Below are 14,638 nucleotides of genomic sequence, written 5' to 3'. Positions count from 1 at the left end.
GCGGTGGGCGGGGGTGCCCGAGGTGGGTGCAAACAGTGAAAGGTGTGTTGAATGAACTATCGCATTCGCGAGCAAGCCCGCTCCCACAAGTTGCGCGTCAGGCGCAGGATTTGCGCTGGATGGCCTGCGCGCAAATCACTCGCCGCCGATCGTCATCGGCCGAGCGCCATTCGCGGATGTCTTCGACATGGCGAAAACACCCAAGGCAGACCTTCTGCTCATCCAGCCGACACACGCCGCTGCACGGCGAAGCCACCGCCGGGCTGACATTGCTGTAGAGCGGTTTGGGCGGACGAACGGGCGCAGGCTGGGTCACGATCTCACAGGCCTTCGAAATCTAGCTCGGCGTCAGCTTGCTGCTTGACGATGCGCTCAAGCATTTCGCCCAACTGCTCTTCGCTCTTGTCACACATCCAACGCTCGCTCTCTTCGTCGTAGTCGAAGTGGAAACCACCGGAAACGGCCGCCAGCCACAGCTGCCGCAACGGCTCCTGACGGCTGAAGATCAACTGGCTGCCGTTTTCGAACTTGACGGTGAGCACACCGGCCGAGCTCTCCAGATCGATATCCAGGTCACACTCGTCAAAAATATCCTCCAGCGTCTGCTGGGTGGCATCGACCAGATCGTGGAAACGGGCTTCAGTCAAACTCATTGCGGGAACCTCAAAAAGTGTCTACTCACGCTCAAGCGCCGCAAGATACGGGCGAGCCCCGGTGATTGCAAAGGATAACGACCAAGGGCCCGATAGCGTTACGAAATATCCACGTACGTCGCAGGAAAAGTTACCACGCTACGGTCCAAGCCCCGCCGGACGGGAGCCCCGTCGCATAGGCAAGCTGCCGGGTGGCCGGTATACTCCGGCGCAATTAACGCATTTTCAAGGATTTCGCCATGAAGCGCCTGATCTCTTCCCTCGCTGCGCTCCTCGCGGTTGCCTGCCTTGTGTCGGCCTGCGGTCAAAAAGGCCCGCTGTACCTGCCTGACGATAGCCAGGACCCTGCCGAGCAAGCCAAGTCCTCGCAAAAGCAGCCTGCGTCGAAAGCACACAAGCACGACGTCTACCAATAAGGGAACGCCATGGACGCTTTTAACTACCGTGACGGCGAGCTGTTCGCGGAAGGTGTTGCCCTGTCCGCCATCGCCGAACGCTTTGGCACACCGACCTACGTCTACTCCCGTGCGCACATCGAAGCCCAGTACCTGGCTTACGCCGATGCGCTGGCCGGCATGCCGCATCTGGTCTGCTTTGCGGTCAAGGCCAACTCCAACCTGGGTGTACTGAATGTCCTGGCGCGTTTGGGCGCCGGTTTCGACATCGTCTCCCGTGGCGAGCTGGAACGCGTACTGGCCGCTGGCGGCAGCGCCGACAAAATCGTCTTCTCCGGTGTCGGCAAGACCCGTGACGACATGCGTCGTGCCCTGGAAGTCGGCGTGCATTGCTTCAACGTCGAATCCACCGATGAGCTGGAACGCCTGCAAGTGGTCGCCGCCGAGCTGGGCGTTCGCGCACCGATCTCGCTGCGCGTGAACCCGGATGTCGACGCCGGCACCCATCCGTACATTTCCACCGGTCTTAAAGAGAACAAGTTCGGCATCGCCATCGCCGACGCCGAAGACGTGTACATCCGCGCCGCCCAACTGCCAAACCTGGAAGTGGTCGGTGTCGATTGCCACATCGGCTCACAACTGACCACCTTGCCACCCTTCATCGACGCCCTCGACCGCCTGCTGGGCCTGGTCGACCGCCTCGGCGATTGCGGCATCTACCTGCGCCACATCGATCTCGGTGGTGGCTTGGGCGTGCGTTATCGCGATGAAGAGCCGCCGTTGGCTGCCGACTACATCAAAGCCGTGCGCGAGCGTCTCGACGGTCGTGACCTGGCGCTGGTGTTCGAGCCGGGCCGCTTTATCGTCGCCAACGCCGGCGTGCTGCTGACCCAGGTCGAGTACCTCAAGCACACTGAACACAAAGACTTCGCCATCGTCGATGCAGCCATGAATGACCTGATTCGCCCGGCGCTGTACCAGGCCTGGATGGACGTCACCGCCGTGCGTCCGCGCAATTCCGCTGCCCGTGCCTACGACATCGTCGGGCCGATCTGCGAGACCGGCGACTTCCTGGCCAAGGATCGTCAGCTGGCCCTGGAAGAAGGCGACCTGCTGGCCGTGCATTCGGCTGGTGCCTACGGGTTTGTCATGAGTTCCAACTACAACACCCGCGGCCGTGCCGCTGAAGTGTTGGTGGACGGTGATCAGGCATTTGAAGTGCGTCGCCGTGAGACGGTAGCCGAGTTGTTTGCTGGCGAAAGCCTGCTGCCGGAGTAAAACCATGCTGCTGCGTTTTACCAAGATGCACGGCCTGGGCAATGACTTCATGGTCCTCGACCTGGTCAGCCAGCATGCGCACATCCTGCCCAAACACGCCAAGCAATGGGGCGATCGGCACACCGGTATCGGTTTCGACCAGTTGCTGATCGTCGAAGCACCCAGCAACCCGGACGTGGATTTCCGCTATCGGATTTTCAACGCCGACGGCTCCGAAGTGGAACAGTGCGGCAACGGTGCGCGCTGTTTCGCACGCTTCGTGCTCGACAAACGCCTGACCGCGAAGCGGCAGATCCGCGTCGAGACCAAAAGCGGCATCATCGAACTGGATATCCGCAGCGACGGGCAGATCGGTGTCAACATGGGCGCACCGCGCCTGGTACCGGCCGACATTCCGTTCGACGCGCCGGAACAGGCCCTGAGTTATCAGGTTGACGTCGACGGTACTGCGGTCGAACTGGCCGCCGTGTCCATGGGCAACCCCCATGCCGTGCTGCGGGTCAGCGACATCAATAATGCACCGGTGCATGAACTGGGGCCGAAAATCGAAAACCATCCGCGCTTCCCGGCGCGGGTCAATGTCGGTTTTCTCCAGGTCATCGACCGGAACCGTGCGCAGCTGCGCGTCTGGGAACGCGGTGCCGGGGAAACCCAGGCGTGCGGAACCGGCGCTTGCGCAGCCGCAGTGGCCGCGATCAGCCAGGGGTGGATGGATTCGCCGCTATTGATCGACCTGCCCGGCGGGCGTTTGTCCATTGAATGGGCAGGCCCTGGCCAACCGGTCATGATGACCGGCCCGGCAGTGCGCGTTTATGAAGGACAAGTGCGTCTTTGAGAGAGTCGAATCCATGAAAGATAAGCCCCAGGTTCCCGCCCTACAGCCCGACGAATCCCCTTCCGAAAGCCTTGAGGCGGCGGCGATTGCCGCGTACCTGGAGGCTCATCCGGATTTCTTCGTCGAGCATGAAGAACTGCTCGCAACCTTGCGCATTCCGCACCAGCGCGGCGACACCATTTCGCTGGTCGAACGCCAGATGACCATCCTGCGCGACCGCAATATCGAATTGCGTCATCGCCTCTCGCACTTGATGGACGTCGCCCGCGACAACGACCGCCTCTTCGACAAGACCCGCCGCCTGATTCTCGCGCTGATGGACGCCACCAGCCTGGAAGACGTGGTGATCAGTGTCGAAGACAGCCTGCGCCAGGACTTCCAGGTGCCCTTCGTCAGCCTGATTCTGCTGGGTGACAACCCGATGCCGGTGGGCCGCTGGGTGACCCATGCTGACGCGCAAACCGCCATCGGCGGCTTGCTCTCGGAAGACAAAAGCGTCAGCGGCAGCCTGCGTGAACACGAACTGGACTTCCTGTTTGGCGAAGAACAGCGCAAGCAGATCGGCTCCACCGCCGTCGTCGCCATCAGCTACCAAGGCATCCACGGCGTCCTGGCCATCGCCAGCCGCGACCCGCAGCACTACAAGAGTTCGGTGGGCACGCTGTTCCTCAGCTACATCGCCGAAGTCATGGGCCGCGTGCTGCCACGGGTCAACACCTCCCTGCGCTCGGTACGCTGATCGTGGAACGGCAACTGGACGCTTACTGCGAACACCTGCGCAGTGAGCGGCAGGTGTCGCCTCACACGCTGTACGCCTACCGCCGCGACCTCGACAAAGTGCTGGGCTGGTGCGTCAAACAGAACATCAGCAGTTGGGCGGCCCTGGACATCCAGCGCCTGCGCAGCCTGATCGCTCGCCTGCACTCACAGGGCCAATCGTCGCGCAGCCTGGCGCGGCTGCTGTCGGCGGTGCGCGGGCTCTATCACTATCTGAACCGCGAAGGCCTTTGCGACCACGACCCGGCCAACGGCCTGGCGCCGCCGAAGGGCGAACGTCGGCTGCCAAAAACCCTCGACACCGACCGCGCACTGCAACTGCTTGAGGGCGCGGTGGAGGATGATTTTCTGGCACGTCGGGATCAGGCGATTCTGGAACTGTTCTATTCCTCTGGTTTACGGCTGTCGGAGCTGACCGGGCTCAATCTGGATCAGCTGGACCTGGCCGACGGCATGGTTCAAGTGCTCGGCAAGGGCAGCAAGACCCGACTGCTGCCGGTCGGCAAAAAAGCTCGCGAAGCGCTGGAGCTGTGGCTGCCGCTACGGGCCATGACCAACCCGGCGGACGACGCGGTGTTTGTCAGCCAGCAAGGCCGGCGTCTCGGCCCACGGGCGATTCAGGTGCGGGTTAAGGCCGCTGGCGAGCGCGAACTGGGACAGAACCTGCATCCGCACATGCTGCGACACTCCTTCGCCAGCCATTTGCTGGAATCCTCCCAGGACCTGCGAGCGGTGCAGGAACTGCTCGGCCACTCGGACATCAAGACCACCCAGATCTACACCCACCTGGACTTCCAGCACCTGGCAACGGTTTACGACAGCGCCCATCCACGGGCCAAACGCATCAAAGGCGATGAGTCATGAGAATTCAATTGATCACCTTCGACCTCGACGACACCCTGTGGGATACCGCCCCGGTGATCGTCAGCGCCGAAGCCGTACTGCGTGAATGGCTGACCGAGCATGCACCGAATCTGGGCGCCGTGCCGGTGGAGCATTTGTGGGCGATTCGCGAACGGATCCTGAGCAGTGAACCGGGCCTCAAGCACCGCATCAGCGCCTTGCGCCGCCGAGTCTTGTTCCACGCACTGGAAGAGGCTGGTTACGGCCATGGTCAGGCCTCAGACCTGGCCGATCAGAGTTTTGAAGTATTTCTGCATGCTAGGCATCAGCTGCACATCTTCCCGGAGGTGCAACCGACCCTGGAGACTCTGGCCAATCACTATGCCCTCGGCGTGGTCACCAATGGCAACGCCGATGTGCGTCGGTTAGGGCTGGCGGATTACTTCAAGTTTGCGTTGTGCGCCGAAGACATCGGCATCGGCAAGCCGGATGCGCGACTGTTTCATGAGGCGTTGCAGCGTGGTGGGGCGACGGCGGAGACGGCGGTGCATATCGGCGATCATCCGGGTGACGACATTGCCGGCGCCCAGCAGGCGGGGCTGCGGGCGATCTGGTTTAACCCGGCGGGTAAAGTGTGGGAAGCCGAGAAGGCGCCAGATGCCGAGATTCGCAGCCTGAGCGAGTTGCCGGCGTTGTTGGCTCTCTGGAACGCCCAACATTGATCCTGTTTAGTACAAAATCAAATGTGGGAGCGGGCTTGCTCGCGAAAGCGGTGTGTCAGTCGACATCAATGCTGACTGACACGGCCCCTTCGCGAGCAAGCCCGCTCCCACAGGGGATCACTGCAAATTCCAGATTTTTACACTGCCCATGAAAAAGCCCGCAGCGACGGCGGGCTTTTTCAGCAAGCAAGTAGCAGGCTCAGATAGGCCGGCTGCCGTACTTGTTGTCAGGCTTCTTGGGCGGATCGGCGACCACATTGGCCTCCACTTCCTGCACCTTGCCGCCCTTGGCCAGGAACTCTTCCATGGCCCGCGCCAGAGCGTCACGCTCCTTGTTTTTTGCTTCGACGCTCGGCAGCTCATCGACCGATACCGCTGCCTTGGCTTTGCCTTTGGCGGTCGGAACGGGCGCTTCACCGCCATCGTCTTCAGCGACGTCGTCCGTCGCTGCTTCCAGACCTTCTTCGGTTTCGTCGTCGCCTACTTCGAGGTCGTCGTTTTCCAGATCATCGTCGCTCATGTTCTACCTCATGACTTGCGAAAAGCAGATTAGTTATAGCCCAGCTTCGCCGTCTGTCGAAGGCCGCCGGAAAAAATTCTACAACCGCTGGCAACCAGCGGTTTATGCCTCTTCACCGTGCACGGTGGCGAGGACTTTACGGGCACCGCCAAAATCACGGTGCTCGCCCAGATAAACGCCTTGCCAGGTCCCCAGCGCCAGTCGGCCTGCCGAAATCGGCAAACTGAGCTGACAGCCAAGCACGCTGGCCTTGAAGTGCGCCGGGAGGTCGTCCAGGCCTTCGTCGTTATGCTCATAGCCGTCTGCTCCTTGTGGGATCAGACGATTGAAAAATCGTTCGAAGTCGCGACGTACCGCCGGATCGGCGTTCTCGTTGATGGTCAACGACGCCGAGGTATGCTGCAGCCACAAATGCAACAGGCCGACCCGACATGCCTTGAGTTCAGGCAGGCCGGCGAGTAACTCGTCCGTTACCAGATGAAAGCCCCGGGGCCTCGCCCGCAGGGTAATCAGAGTCTGTTGCCACATACAGTTCTCCGCACGTTCGGGGCGCATTCTAGCGCGCTCTGGGAAAAAACAAAGGCCCTAATATTCCTTCAATCATGTAAGCCATTGGCCGCAGAAAAACGCTCGTCGTAAACGCCACTAAACGTGTACGAAAAAACCTTTCAGCAGTTCCTTCACTGACAAACTCCAGACAAAAAAATGCCCGGCAAGCCGGGCAAGTTTTTTTGTGCGCGTACTTACAAGTTGTAGCCGCGTTCGTTGTGGAGTGCCAGATCGATGCCGACCGCCTCTTCTTCCTCAGTGATACGCAGCCCCATGACGGCGTCCAGGACCTTGAGGATGATGAAGGTGACGATCGCGGTGTAGATCACCGTGAAGCCCACGCCTTTGCACTGAATCCAGACTTGTGCGGCGATGTCGGTGACGGTGCCGAACCCACCCAGCGACGGTGCTGCGAAGACACCGGTCAGGATCGCGCCGAGGATACCGCCGATACCGTGTACGCCGAAGGCGTCCAGGGAGTCGTCATAGCCGAGTTTGCGTTTCAGGGTGGTGGCGCAGAAGAAGCACACCACGCCGGCTGCCAGACCGATGACCAGAGCGCCCATCGGGCCGACGGTGCCAGCGGCTGGCGTGATTGCAACCAGTCCGGCCACGACACCCGAAGCGATACCCAGGGCACTTGGTTTGCCGTGAGTGATCCACTCGGCGAACATCCAGCCCAGTGCAGCGGCGGCAGTTGCGATCTGGGTCACCAGCATCGCCATACCTGCAGTGCCGTTGGCCGCTGCGGCGGAGCCGGCGTTGAAGCCGAACCAGCCAACCCACAGCATGGCAGCGCCCATCAGGGTGTAACCGAGGTTGTGCGGCGCCATCGGGGTGGTCGGAAAGCCTTTGCGTTTGCCCAGTACCAGGCAGGCAATCAGACCGGCCACACCGGCGTTGATGTGCACCACGGTGCCACCGGCGAAGTCCAGCACGCCCCAGTCCCACAACAGGCCGCCGTTACCGGACCAGACCATGTGCGCGATGGGTGCATAAACCAGAGTGAACCAGACGCCCATGAAGATCAGCATGGCGGAGAACTTCATCCGCTCGGCGAAGGCACCGACGATCAGCGCAGGGGTGATGATGGCGAACGTCATCTGGAAGGTGACGAACACCGCTTCAGGGAACAGCGCCGCAGGCCCGGTCAGGCTCGCTGGCGTGACACCGGCGAGGAATGCCTTGCCCATGCCACCGAAGAACGAGTTGAAATTGATGACGCCCTGTTCCATGCCGGTGGTGTCGAACGCGATGCTGTAGCCATAAATAACCCACAGGATGCTGATCAGACCGGTAATGGCGAAGCACTGCATCATCACGGAAAGAATGTTTTTGGAGCGAACCATGCCGCCGTAGAACAGGGCGAGGCCGGGAATGGTCATGAACAGCACGAGGGCTGTCGAGGTCATCATCCAGGCGGTGTCGCCCGAATTGAGGACTGGGGCCGTCACTTCGTCTGCCGCCATGGCCAGGCTGGGCAGTACAAGGGACAACAGGGCTCCTAGCCCTGCGAATTTACGCAGAGTCATATTGTTTTCTCCTGGGGCGTTGGGTTTGTGGCGGCTTAGATTGCGTCGGTATCGGTTTCGCCGGTACGGATGCGAATCGCCTGCTCCAGATTGACCACGAAGATCTTGCCGTCACCGATCTTGCCGGTGTTGGCAGCCTTGGTTATCGCCTCGATAACCCGGTCAAGATCCTTGTCGTCAATGGCGACGTCGATCTTCACCTTTGGCAGGAAATCGACCACGTATTCCGCGCCGCGATACAGCTCGGTGTGACCCTTCTGCCGACCGAAGCCTTTGACTTCAGTAACGGTAATGCCCTGCACGCCGATCTCGGACAGCGACTCGCGTACGTCGTCCAGTTTGAACGGCTTGATGATGGCAGTGACTAGCTTCATGAAAACTCTCTCCCGAATTGGTGGACTTGCCCCAGGAAAACAAACCCGGCTCAAGTCTAAGCGCAGTGCCTGGCTTTGTAACGCATCGTCGGCCTTACCTGCCCGTCCGACGCCTGCTAACCACTCCGCACGAAACACTTCCCCCGTTCCGTTTGGCGCACTGCATTCGTCACAGCGACTGCATCAGTGCATGGGTCACTTCCGACTAAGCAGAAAGCTTGCCATCTCGCCGAAACCCACTGATTTCAAGCCTTTAGCCGCTGCTGCAAGCGGCTTCGCGCAAATGGCCCGACGGATACGCACAACAACAGTGCACAGCCGTCCGCCCCCATGCGCGAAAAGCGTGCAGCCCTGACTGCGAGATTGACTATAGACACTGCGTGATACACTGCCCGCCATTGTTGACAGGACATTTCCCATGCTCGCGCCCAAAGACTTCCTCGATGCCCTGAGCGGCACCGCCTCCCGCCTCTTCAGCGGCGACACCCCACTGCCGAAAAGCGAAATCGAAAGCCAGTTCAAGGCTCTGTTGCAGAGCGGCTTCAGCAAGCTGGACCTGGTGAGCCGGGAAGAATTCGATAGCCAGATGGTCGTGCTGGCACGGACGCGGGCACGGTTGGAGAGTCTTGAGGCGAAGGTGACGGAGCTGGAAGCGAAGCTCAATCCACCGGCCGAGTAACGCCGCAGATCCCACTTTGAAATCCGATCTAATGTGGGAGCGGGCTTGCTCGCGAATAAGGTCGGAACGACCTTCAGATTTACCTGTAGGAACTGCCCAACGCTGCGATCTTCTGATCTGCCGCCCCGCCACCATCTCGGTAACGTCCTACAAAGATCACCACCGCCGTCCGATAGCGTCGCAAAGCCCAGGTTCCTAAGCTCATCCTCAGCTGAATATTCAGCACTGGGTTTGGCGACCTGGAAGCTTAAGGTGCACGACGACCATCTCTCGAGTTATGGCGGCTGTGCGTGGGAGACCTTCGGGTCTGCCGGGTTCCTTTTGCTCCGGTTCGCCAACCCGCGTACAGCTGCCACCCCAATCGTTTGGCGACGATTGACGGCAGCCCCTTTAGCAAAAGGAGCTGTATCAATGAATAGCGATGACGCTTATCTGTCCCCACACGTCTTCACCCGCCACAAACTCCACCTCCACACCCTACTGCTGGAAAACCAAGCCTGGTTCTGCGCCCGAGACCTGGGCCGATTGCTTCGCCTGTTGCTCGACGAACGCGCCGTCCGTAAACTCGATCCCGACCAGCACCAGACCTTACGGATACTCATCCACGCCAGCATCGAAAACACCCTGCTCATCAGCGAATCCGGCGTCTACGCACTGCAGGTCTACCACTACTGCCCCGAATACCGGGCCCTGCGCGAATGGCTAACTCACGACGTAGTGCCAGCCCTCAGAGACGCCCAACAACCGACATCAACCGAACGCCCGATCCTGAGCCTGCTGAACTGGCCGGAGATGTCGTTGAGCTTGTTGCACTGGAATAACCAGCCGTGGATTCGGCTGCAGGATGTTCCGCAGATGTTGCCGGACCGCGATCGACCCCGAACCGCCGTCAACGAACCTTGGTGGAAGCGAGCTTCACGAGCTCTGCAATCGCATTAGTTAACAGAAACGGACGCAACCTTTGTAGCAGCTGCCGAAGGCTGCTACAGATCGCGTTACGGCTTTGGCCAGCAACATTCTGCGAAAGTTTTGCGCCTGAATTACCAAGCTCAAGCGCCACCTCACAACTACCCTTCAAAAACCGCAGGAAGCGGTGCTCTTCAGCTCAAGGAACGACCATGTCTCTGTCCATCGTCCACAGCCGCGCCCAGATTGGCGTGGATGCGCCCGCGGTTACCGTAGAAGTCCATTTGGCCAACGGTTTGCCGTCGCTGACCATGGTCGGCTTGCCGGAAGCGGCGGTTAAGGAAAGCAAGGATCGGGTGCGTAGCGCGATCATCAATTCCGGGCTGCAATTCCCGGCGCGGCGCATCACGTTGAATCTCGCCCCAGCGGATTTGCCGAAGGACGGCGGTCGATTTGATCTGGCGATTGCTCTGGGCATTCTGTCTGCCAGCGTGCAGGTGCCGACTTTGACGCTCGATGATGTGGAATGTTTAGGAGAGCTGGCCCTGTCGGGCGCAGTGCGGGCGGTGCGGGGGGTGTTGCCGGCGGCGCTGGCGGCACGCAAGGCTGGACGGACGTTGGTGGTGCCTAGCGCGAATGCCGAGGAGGCGTGTCTGGCGTCGGGGCTCAAGGTGATTGCGGTGGATCATCTGCTGCAAGCGGTGGCGCATTTCAATGGTCACACGCCCATCGAACCTTATGTTTCGAATGGTCTGCTCTATGCCAGCAAACCCTATCCCGACTTGAATGAAGTTCAGGGCCAGCTGTCGGCCAAGCGCGCCTTGCTGATCGCGGCGGCGGGCGCTCATAACCTGTTGTTCAGCGGGCCGCCGGGCACAGGAAAAACATTGTTAGCCAGCCGTCTTCCGGGACTCTTGCCACCCCTGGCCGAGAGCGAAGCGCTGGAAGTCGCGGCGATTCAATCGGTCACCAGTTGTGTGCCGTTGAGCCATTGGCCGCAGCGACCGTTTCGCCAACCCCACCACTCCGCCTCAGGGCCCGCTCTGGTAGGTGGCGGTTCGAAACCGCAACCTGGAGAAATCACCCTCGCCCACCATGGAGTGCTGTTTCTCGATGAGCTCCCGGAATTTGATCGCAAGGTATTGGAGGTTCTGAGAGAGCCATTGGAGTCGGGCTGCATCGTAATTTCCCGCGCCAAAGACCGCGTACGATTCCCGGCACGATTCCAATTGGTCGCAGCGATGAATCCCTGCCCCTGTGGATATCTTGGAGAGCCGAGCGGTCGCTGCTCCTGTACGCCAGACATGGTCCAGCGCTATCGCAACAAACTGTCAGGGCCACTGCTGGATCGAATCGACCTGCACCTGACCGTCGCCCGTGAAGCTACGGCGTTGAACCCCGCGTTAAAGGCCGGCGACGACACGGCCACTGCCGCGGTGCTGGTCGCCGATGCACGCGAGCGGCAACACAAACGCCAGGGCTGCGCCAACGCCTTTCTCGATTTGCCAGGGCTGCGCCGTCATTGCAACTTATCCACAGCCGACGAAACCTGGCTGGAAACTGCGTGTGAACGACTGACTTTGTCACTGAGGTCAGCCCATCGACTGCTCAAAGTGGCGCGCACCCTGGCGGACCTTGAGCAAGTCGATGGCATCACCCGCGAGCACTTGGCCGAGGCTCTGCAATACCGGCCGAGCACAAATTAGCAGGGATTATTCCTTGGTGAGATCCACCAACGGCGTTTGCCGCACCTCAGTCTGCCGCCCGCCTTGAATCTCGTTCACTCGCTTCAACGCGTTATCCACAGCCCCCTTGTCCGCCAGCAAGCTGTACCTGATCTGGAACTGCTTTTGCTCCTTGGCCGCAATCGTCGGCACCAGATTCAGTGGCCGCTGATACCGACGGTTGTAGGAAAAGCTCGTTCCTGGCTCAAGACCCGTGACATAGCCCTGCCCTTGGGTGTCCGTGTTTTTCCACAGGGAGAACACCGGCAACTGCTGAGTATTGAAACCCACCGAAACCCCGAGGCTGCCGGCCTTGTTATGCAACACGGTCAGCGTATCGCCCTTGGCGTCGGCATACGGCACGACGTTGTAAACCGTCTCGTCGTAGTCCTTGGTCGGCGCTCGGTAGGTTTGCCAGTCAGGCAGATCGCCTTTTGCCTTGTCATTGAACGGCGAGACCTGTTTCACCGGTGCGGCGAATCGGGCGCCCTGCTCCAGGAATGGAGTGCTGAAATTGCTGTGGTACAGCGCCTGATATTCCTTTGGATAATCGCCGTTGTTGGTCAGGGTGTCGTTAAGGGCAAACGCAACGCTACCCGGCTCGGTGACCAGTTCAGTCATCACCGAGAAATCGACTTTCTTGAACGCCTGCTCTTTGAGTTCGCCGCGCAGGCTGATCGCGTATGGCGGTTTTTCATCTATATGCAGGGTGACTTTGCTAGCCGGGATGTTGGCGGCACGGCCGTGGAGCGTCAGCAGTTCACCGTTGTCCATGCCGGGGTGACCGACCCACTCGTAGCCGCAGCGGGCGACCAGTTCGTTAAAGCCCTCAAGCCAGCCGAGCCCGCCACGACCGTTGAGTTCGATGAAGGACGGATTGACCACGTCCTTGACCGGCGAATCCCAACCCATGCGCACATTACCGACCGACGCCTGCAGGACGTTCATGCCGCGAGTCGGCACTACCGAGAGTTTCATTGTGCCGTTATCGATGTCGACAATGCTGACGCCCTCTTGCCGACCGCCGTGCAGGGTACGAAGGGACACGGAGAAGGGTTGGTCGGTTTTCACACCGAGTTGCTGGCTGGTGATCTGCCAGTTTTGCGCGGCTTTGTCGCTGTCGAGCAAGACGTAATCCCAGGCCATGGCGTGGGAGGCGGACAGCGCGCCAAGGGCGACGAGGAGTTTGAGCGAGGTCATAGGGAAAGCCTTTCTTGGAGTTGTGCATTTTTTATAGCGCTGATGAAACGATTCAGCAAGCTTAAAAAAGCTTACGCCCGAGCCTTCCCATGCCAATTAAAATTGACCTTATGCAACCTCCGCACGCTTACGTTAGTCTCATACGGTTTGAACCTCCGGCAGATTGACGGCGATATCATGATGACATTAAGGTCGCCCGCTAAATGCAGGAGCAAGCACAGACAGATTTGTCTGTCATTTTTGCGCAACGGATCGTATGGAGTTTGAATGCGCGGGGCACTATTACGCAGCGGTAAGAGCGGGTCATTCACTGCCCTCGGCGAAACAGGTCAACCGGTCTACCGGGCAGCCCTGCAATTGCGCGAAGCCATTCGCCGCAAGAACCCCGATTTGGTCGATCATCTGGCCATCCCTCAAAGCGATGAACTCGGCAACCAGATCGATTGGTACAGCGCCCTCGACGGCGATGTGATTCCGTGGAGCAGCGCGACCGAAGAAGAACGCGCCCCTGCCCGCCGCCAGCTTGAAGCCCTGAAGATCGCGCTCGAAGAATTGAGCCAGCGTTTCCTGGGTACTGACTCCGCCGAACAGCAGCAAGGCGACAAAGCCGTGTTCGGCAAGCTACTCAAGCGCGTGATTCATTTCCCAGACGAAAACTTCGTCTACCTGGTGCAAGGCAAACCGGTGCTGACCTTCTGGGGTTTCGAGCATGCCGGTACCGGCAATGGCGATCCCCTGCACTGCCTCTATCAAGTTCCGCCCGCGTTCACGCTGCCTCCCGTAGTCAAAGCCGCGCCCGTGGTTGCGCCCATCGTGCCGGTGGTTGCTCGTCCATGGTGGCGTCGCTGGTGGTGGCTGTTGCTGCTGCCGTTCCTGCTGCTACTTTTGTGGCTGTTGCTCGGTCTGCGAGGGTGCGTCCCGATTCCGTTGGTGGCGGTAGATTTGCTGCCTGAGGGCCTCGTGCCGGTGGAAAAACAACTGGAAGAGCCGCCACTGACCGGCAATGTCACGACATTGAATAGCGTTCCGGTGAATGGCACCGTTGTGGGCTCCACCACAGGAACTGGCACCGCCGTGACGCAAACCCATGGCGTGGAAGCGCCCGCGGTCGAAGGTAACGAGGCTGACGCAGCACCCGCCGACTTGACCAATGACCCTGCCAAAGACCCGGCAGCCGAATCGCCTGCCACCCCGCCCGAAAACAAAACCGCGCCGCCGGATGTCACATCGCCCGAGGCAGAAAAATCCGCCGCCGCAAAACCCGGCCCTCCCCTGAGCATTCCGCCAGACGCCGCTGACGGTGCCGCCAAGTTCCTCGACGGACAGTACCGCGCCGGGGCTGGTATTCAGGATCGTCGGACCGGTAAACCGCTGCGTCTGGAGTACCAGCTCAAGGACGGCAAGGGCGAAGTCACCGTACACCAGGCCGACGGCACGAAGTGCAGCGGGCCAGTGAGCGCTACCATGAAGGGAGGCAGCCTGGCCATCGACAGCCAGGGCCAAGCCGTATGTGGCGACGGCAGCACTTACGACATGCCCAAGGTCAACTGCCGCAAAGGGGCGACCACGGTCGCGGACTGCACCGGCGGTTACGGAAAAGATCAATTCCCCATGTCCATGCGGCACGTGGCCGAATAAAAACGGAATAACC

General features: G+C 60.2%; 17 protein-coding genes. 10 read left to right on the top strand and 7 right to left on the bottom strand.

The window, feature by feature from the left end:
- Positions 1-97: 97 nt before the first annotated feature.
- Together FQ187_RS19405 and cyaY are read right to left on the bottom strand one after the other, a co-directional pair.
- Positions 98-316 carry a DUF1289 domain-containing protein gene (locus FQ187_RS19405; RefSeq protein ID WP_129440072.1) on the bottom strand — a complete coding sequence of 73 codons (219 nt, stop codon included), beginning with the start codon at positions 314-316 and terminating at the stop codon, positions 98-100.
- 4 nt (positions 317-320) lie between these two features.
- Positions 321-653: an iron donor protein CyaY gene (gene cyaY / locus FQ187_RS19400; protein ID WP_046045086.1), complete on the bottom strand. Its 333-nt coding sequence runs from the start codon at positions 651-653 to the stop codon at positions 321-323.
- A 239-nt stretch (positions 654-892) separates the two neighbouring features.
- Here cyaY and FQ187_RS19395 point away from each other — a divergent pair, with 239 nt between their 5' ends.
- The 6 genes from FQ187_RS19395 to FQ187_RS19370 are packed head-to-tail and all read left to right on the top strand — an operon-like array spanning position 893 to position 5,503.
- Positions 893-1,069 carry a lipoprotein gene (locus tag FQ187_RS19395; protein WP_149630712.1) on the top strand — a complete coding sequence of 59 codons (177 nt, stop codon included), beginning with the start codon at positions 893-895 and terminating at the stop codon, positions 1,067-1,069.
- A 9-nt stretch (positions 1,070-1,078) separates the two neighbouring features.
- Complete coding sequence (lysA, locus tag FQ187_RS19390; protein ID WP_007894881.1) at positions 1,079-2,326, top strand: diaminopimelate decarboxylase; 1,248 nt, start codon at positions 1,079-1,081, stop codon at positions 2,324-2,326.
- 4 nt (positions 2,327-2,330) lie between these two features.
- Positions 2,331-3,161 carry a diaminopimelate epimerase gene (gene dapF / locus FQ187_RS19385; RefSeq protein WP_149630711.1) on the top strand — a complete coding sequence of 277 codons (831 nt, stop codon included), beginning with the start codon at positions 2,331-2,333 and terminating at the stop codon, positions 3,159-3,161.
- Between the two features lie 13 nt (positions 3,162-3,174).
- Positions 3,175-3,900, top strand: coding sequence for a DUF484 family protein (locus tag FQ187_RS19380; protein WP_129440062.1), 726 nt, complete (start codon positions 3,175-3,177; stop codon positions 3,898-3,900).
- A gap of 2 nt (positions 3,901-3,902) precedes the next feature.
- Positions 3,903-4,802, top strand: coding sequence for a tyrosine recombinase XerC (gene xerC / locus FQ187_RS19375; protein ID WP_008150257.1), 900 nt, complete (start codon positions 3,903-3,905; stop codon positions 4,800-4,802).
- Positions 4,799-5,503, top strand: coding sequence for an HAD family hydrolase (locus FQ187_RS19370; RefSeq protein WP_149630710.1), 705 nt, complete (start codon positions 4,799-4,801; stop codon positions 5,501-5,503). Before xerC ends, FQ187_RS19370 begins: the two co-directional genes overlap by 4 nt.
- Positions 5,504-5,702: 199 nt before the next feature.
- Here the strand turns inward: FQ187_RS19370 and sutA are convergent, their stop codons facing one another.
- From sutA to glnK, 4 genes are all read right to left on the bottom strand, one after another.
- Positions 5,703-6,023 (bottom strand): transcriptional regulator SutA, encoded by a 321-nt coding sequence (sutA, locus tag FQ187_RS19365; protein WP_149630709.1) that lies wholly within the window; start codon positions 6,021-6,023, stop codon positions 5,703-5,705.
- A gap of 102 nt (positions 6,024-6,125) precedes the next feature.
- Positions 6,126-6,551, bottom strand: a complete 426-nt coding sequence (locus tag FQ187_RS19360; protein ID WP_111448318.1) for a secondary thiamine-phosphate synthase enzyme YjbQ — start codon at positions 6,549-6,551, stop codon at positions 6,126-6,128.
- Positions 6,552-6,766: 215 nt separating this feature from the next.
- Positions 6,767-8,104 (bottom strand): ammonium transporter, encoded by a 1,338-nt coding sequence (locus FQ187_RS19355; protein ID WP_149630708.1) that lies wholly within the window; start codon positions 8,102-8,104, stop codon positions 6,767-6,769.
- A 35-nt stretch (positions 8,105-8,139) separates the two neighbouring features.
- Positions 8,140-8,478, bottom strand: coding sequence for a P-II family nitrogen regulator (glnK, locus tag FQ187_RS19350; RefSeq protein WP_002555808.1), 339 nt, complete (start codon positions 8,476-8,478; stop codon positions 8,140-8,142).
- Between the two features lie 418 nt (positions 8,479-8,896).
- Here glnK and FQ187_RS19345 point away from each other — a divergent pair, with 418 nt between their 5' ends.
- The 3 genes from FQ187_RS19345 (at position 8,897) to FQ187_RS19335 (ending at position 11,769) form a co-directional block, all read left to right on the top strand.
- Positions 8,897-9,157: an accessory factor UbiK family protein gene (locus FQ187_RS19345; RefSeq protein WP_149630707.1), complete on the top strand. Its 261-nt coding sequence runs from the start codon at positions 8,897-8,899 to the stop codon at positions 9,155-9,157.
- A gap of 411 nt (positions 9,158-9,568) precedes the next feature.
- Positions 9,569-10,096, top strand: a complete 528-nt coding sequence (locus tag FQ187_RS19340; RefSeq protein ID WP_149630706.1) for a BRO family protein — start codon at positions 9,569-9,571, stop codon at positions 10,094-10,096.
- A gap of 179 nt (positions 10,097-10,275) precedes the next feature.
- Positions 10,276-11,769 (top strand): YifB family Mg chelatase-like AAA ATPase, encoded by a 1,494-nt coding sequence (locus FQ187_RS19335; RefSeq protein ID WP_149630705.1) that lies wholly within the window; start codon positions 10,276-10,278, stop codon positions 11,767-11,769.
- 6 nt (positions 11,770-11,775) lie between these two features.
- Here the strand turns inward: FQ187_RS19335 and FQ187_RS19330 are convergent, their stop codons facing one another.
- Positions 11,776-12,987, bottom strand: a complete 1,212-nt coding sequence (locus FQ187_RS19330) for an aldose 1-epimerase family protein (protein ID WP_149630704.1) — start codon at positions 12,985-12,987, stop codon at positions 11,776-11,778.
- A 267-nt stretch (positions 12,988-13,254) separates the two neighbouring features.
- Here FQ187_RS19330 and FQ187_RS19325 point away from each other — a divergent pair, with 267 nt between their 5' ends.
- The gene (locus tag FQ187_RS19325) at positions 13,255-14,625 is read left to right on the top strand and encodes an SrfA family protein (protein WP_149630703.1); all 1,371 of its coding nucleotides are present in this window, start codon (positions 13,255-13,257) and stop codon (positions 14,623-14,625) included.
- The last annotated feature ends 13 nt before the right edge of the window (positions 14,626-14,638 follow it).

The organism is Pseudomonas sp. ANT_J28, assembly GCF_008370005.1.
GTDB classification, from domain to species: domain Bacteria; phylum Pseudomonadota; class Gammaproteobacteria; order Pseudomonadales; family Pseudomonadaceae; genus Aquipseudomonas; species Aquipseudomonas frigoris.
Note: the sequence above shows the minus strand (reverse complement) of the source record. Positions and strands in the feature narration are given on the sequence as shown.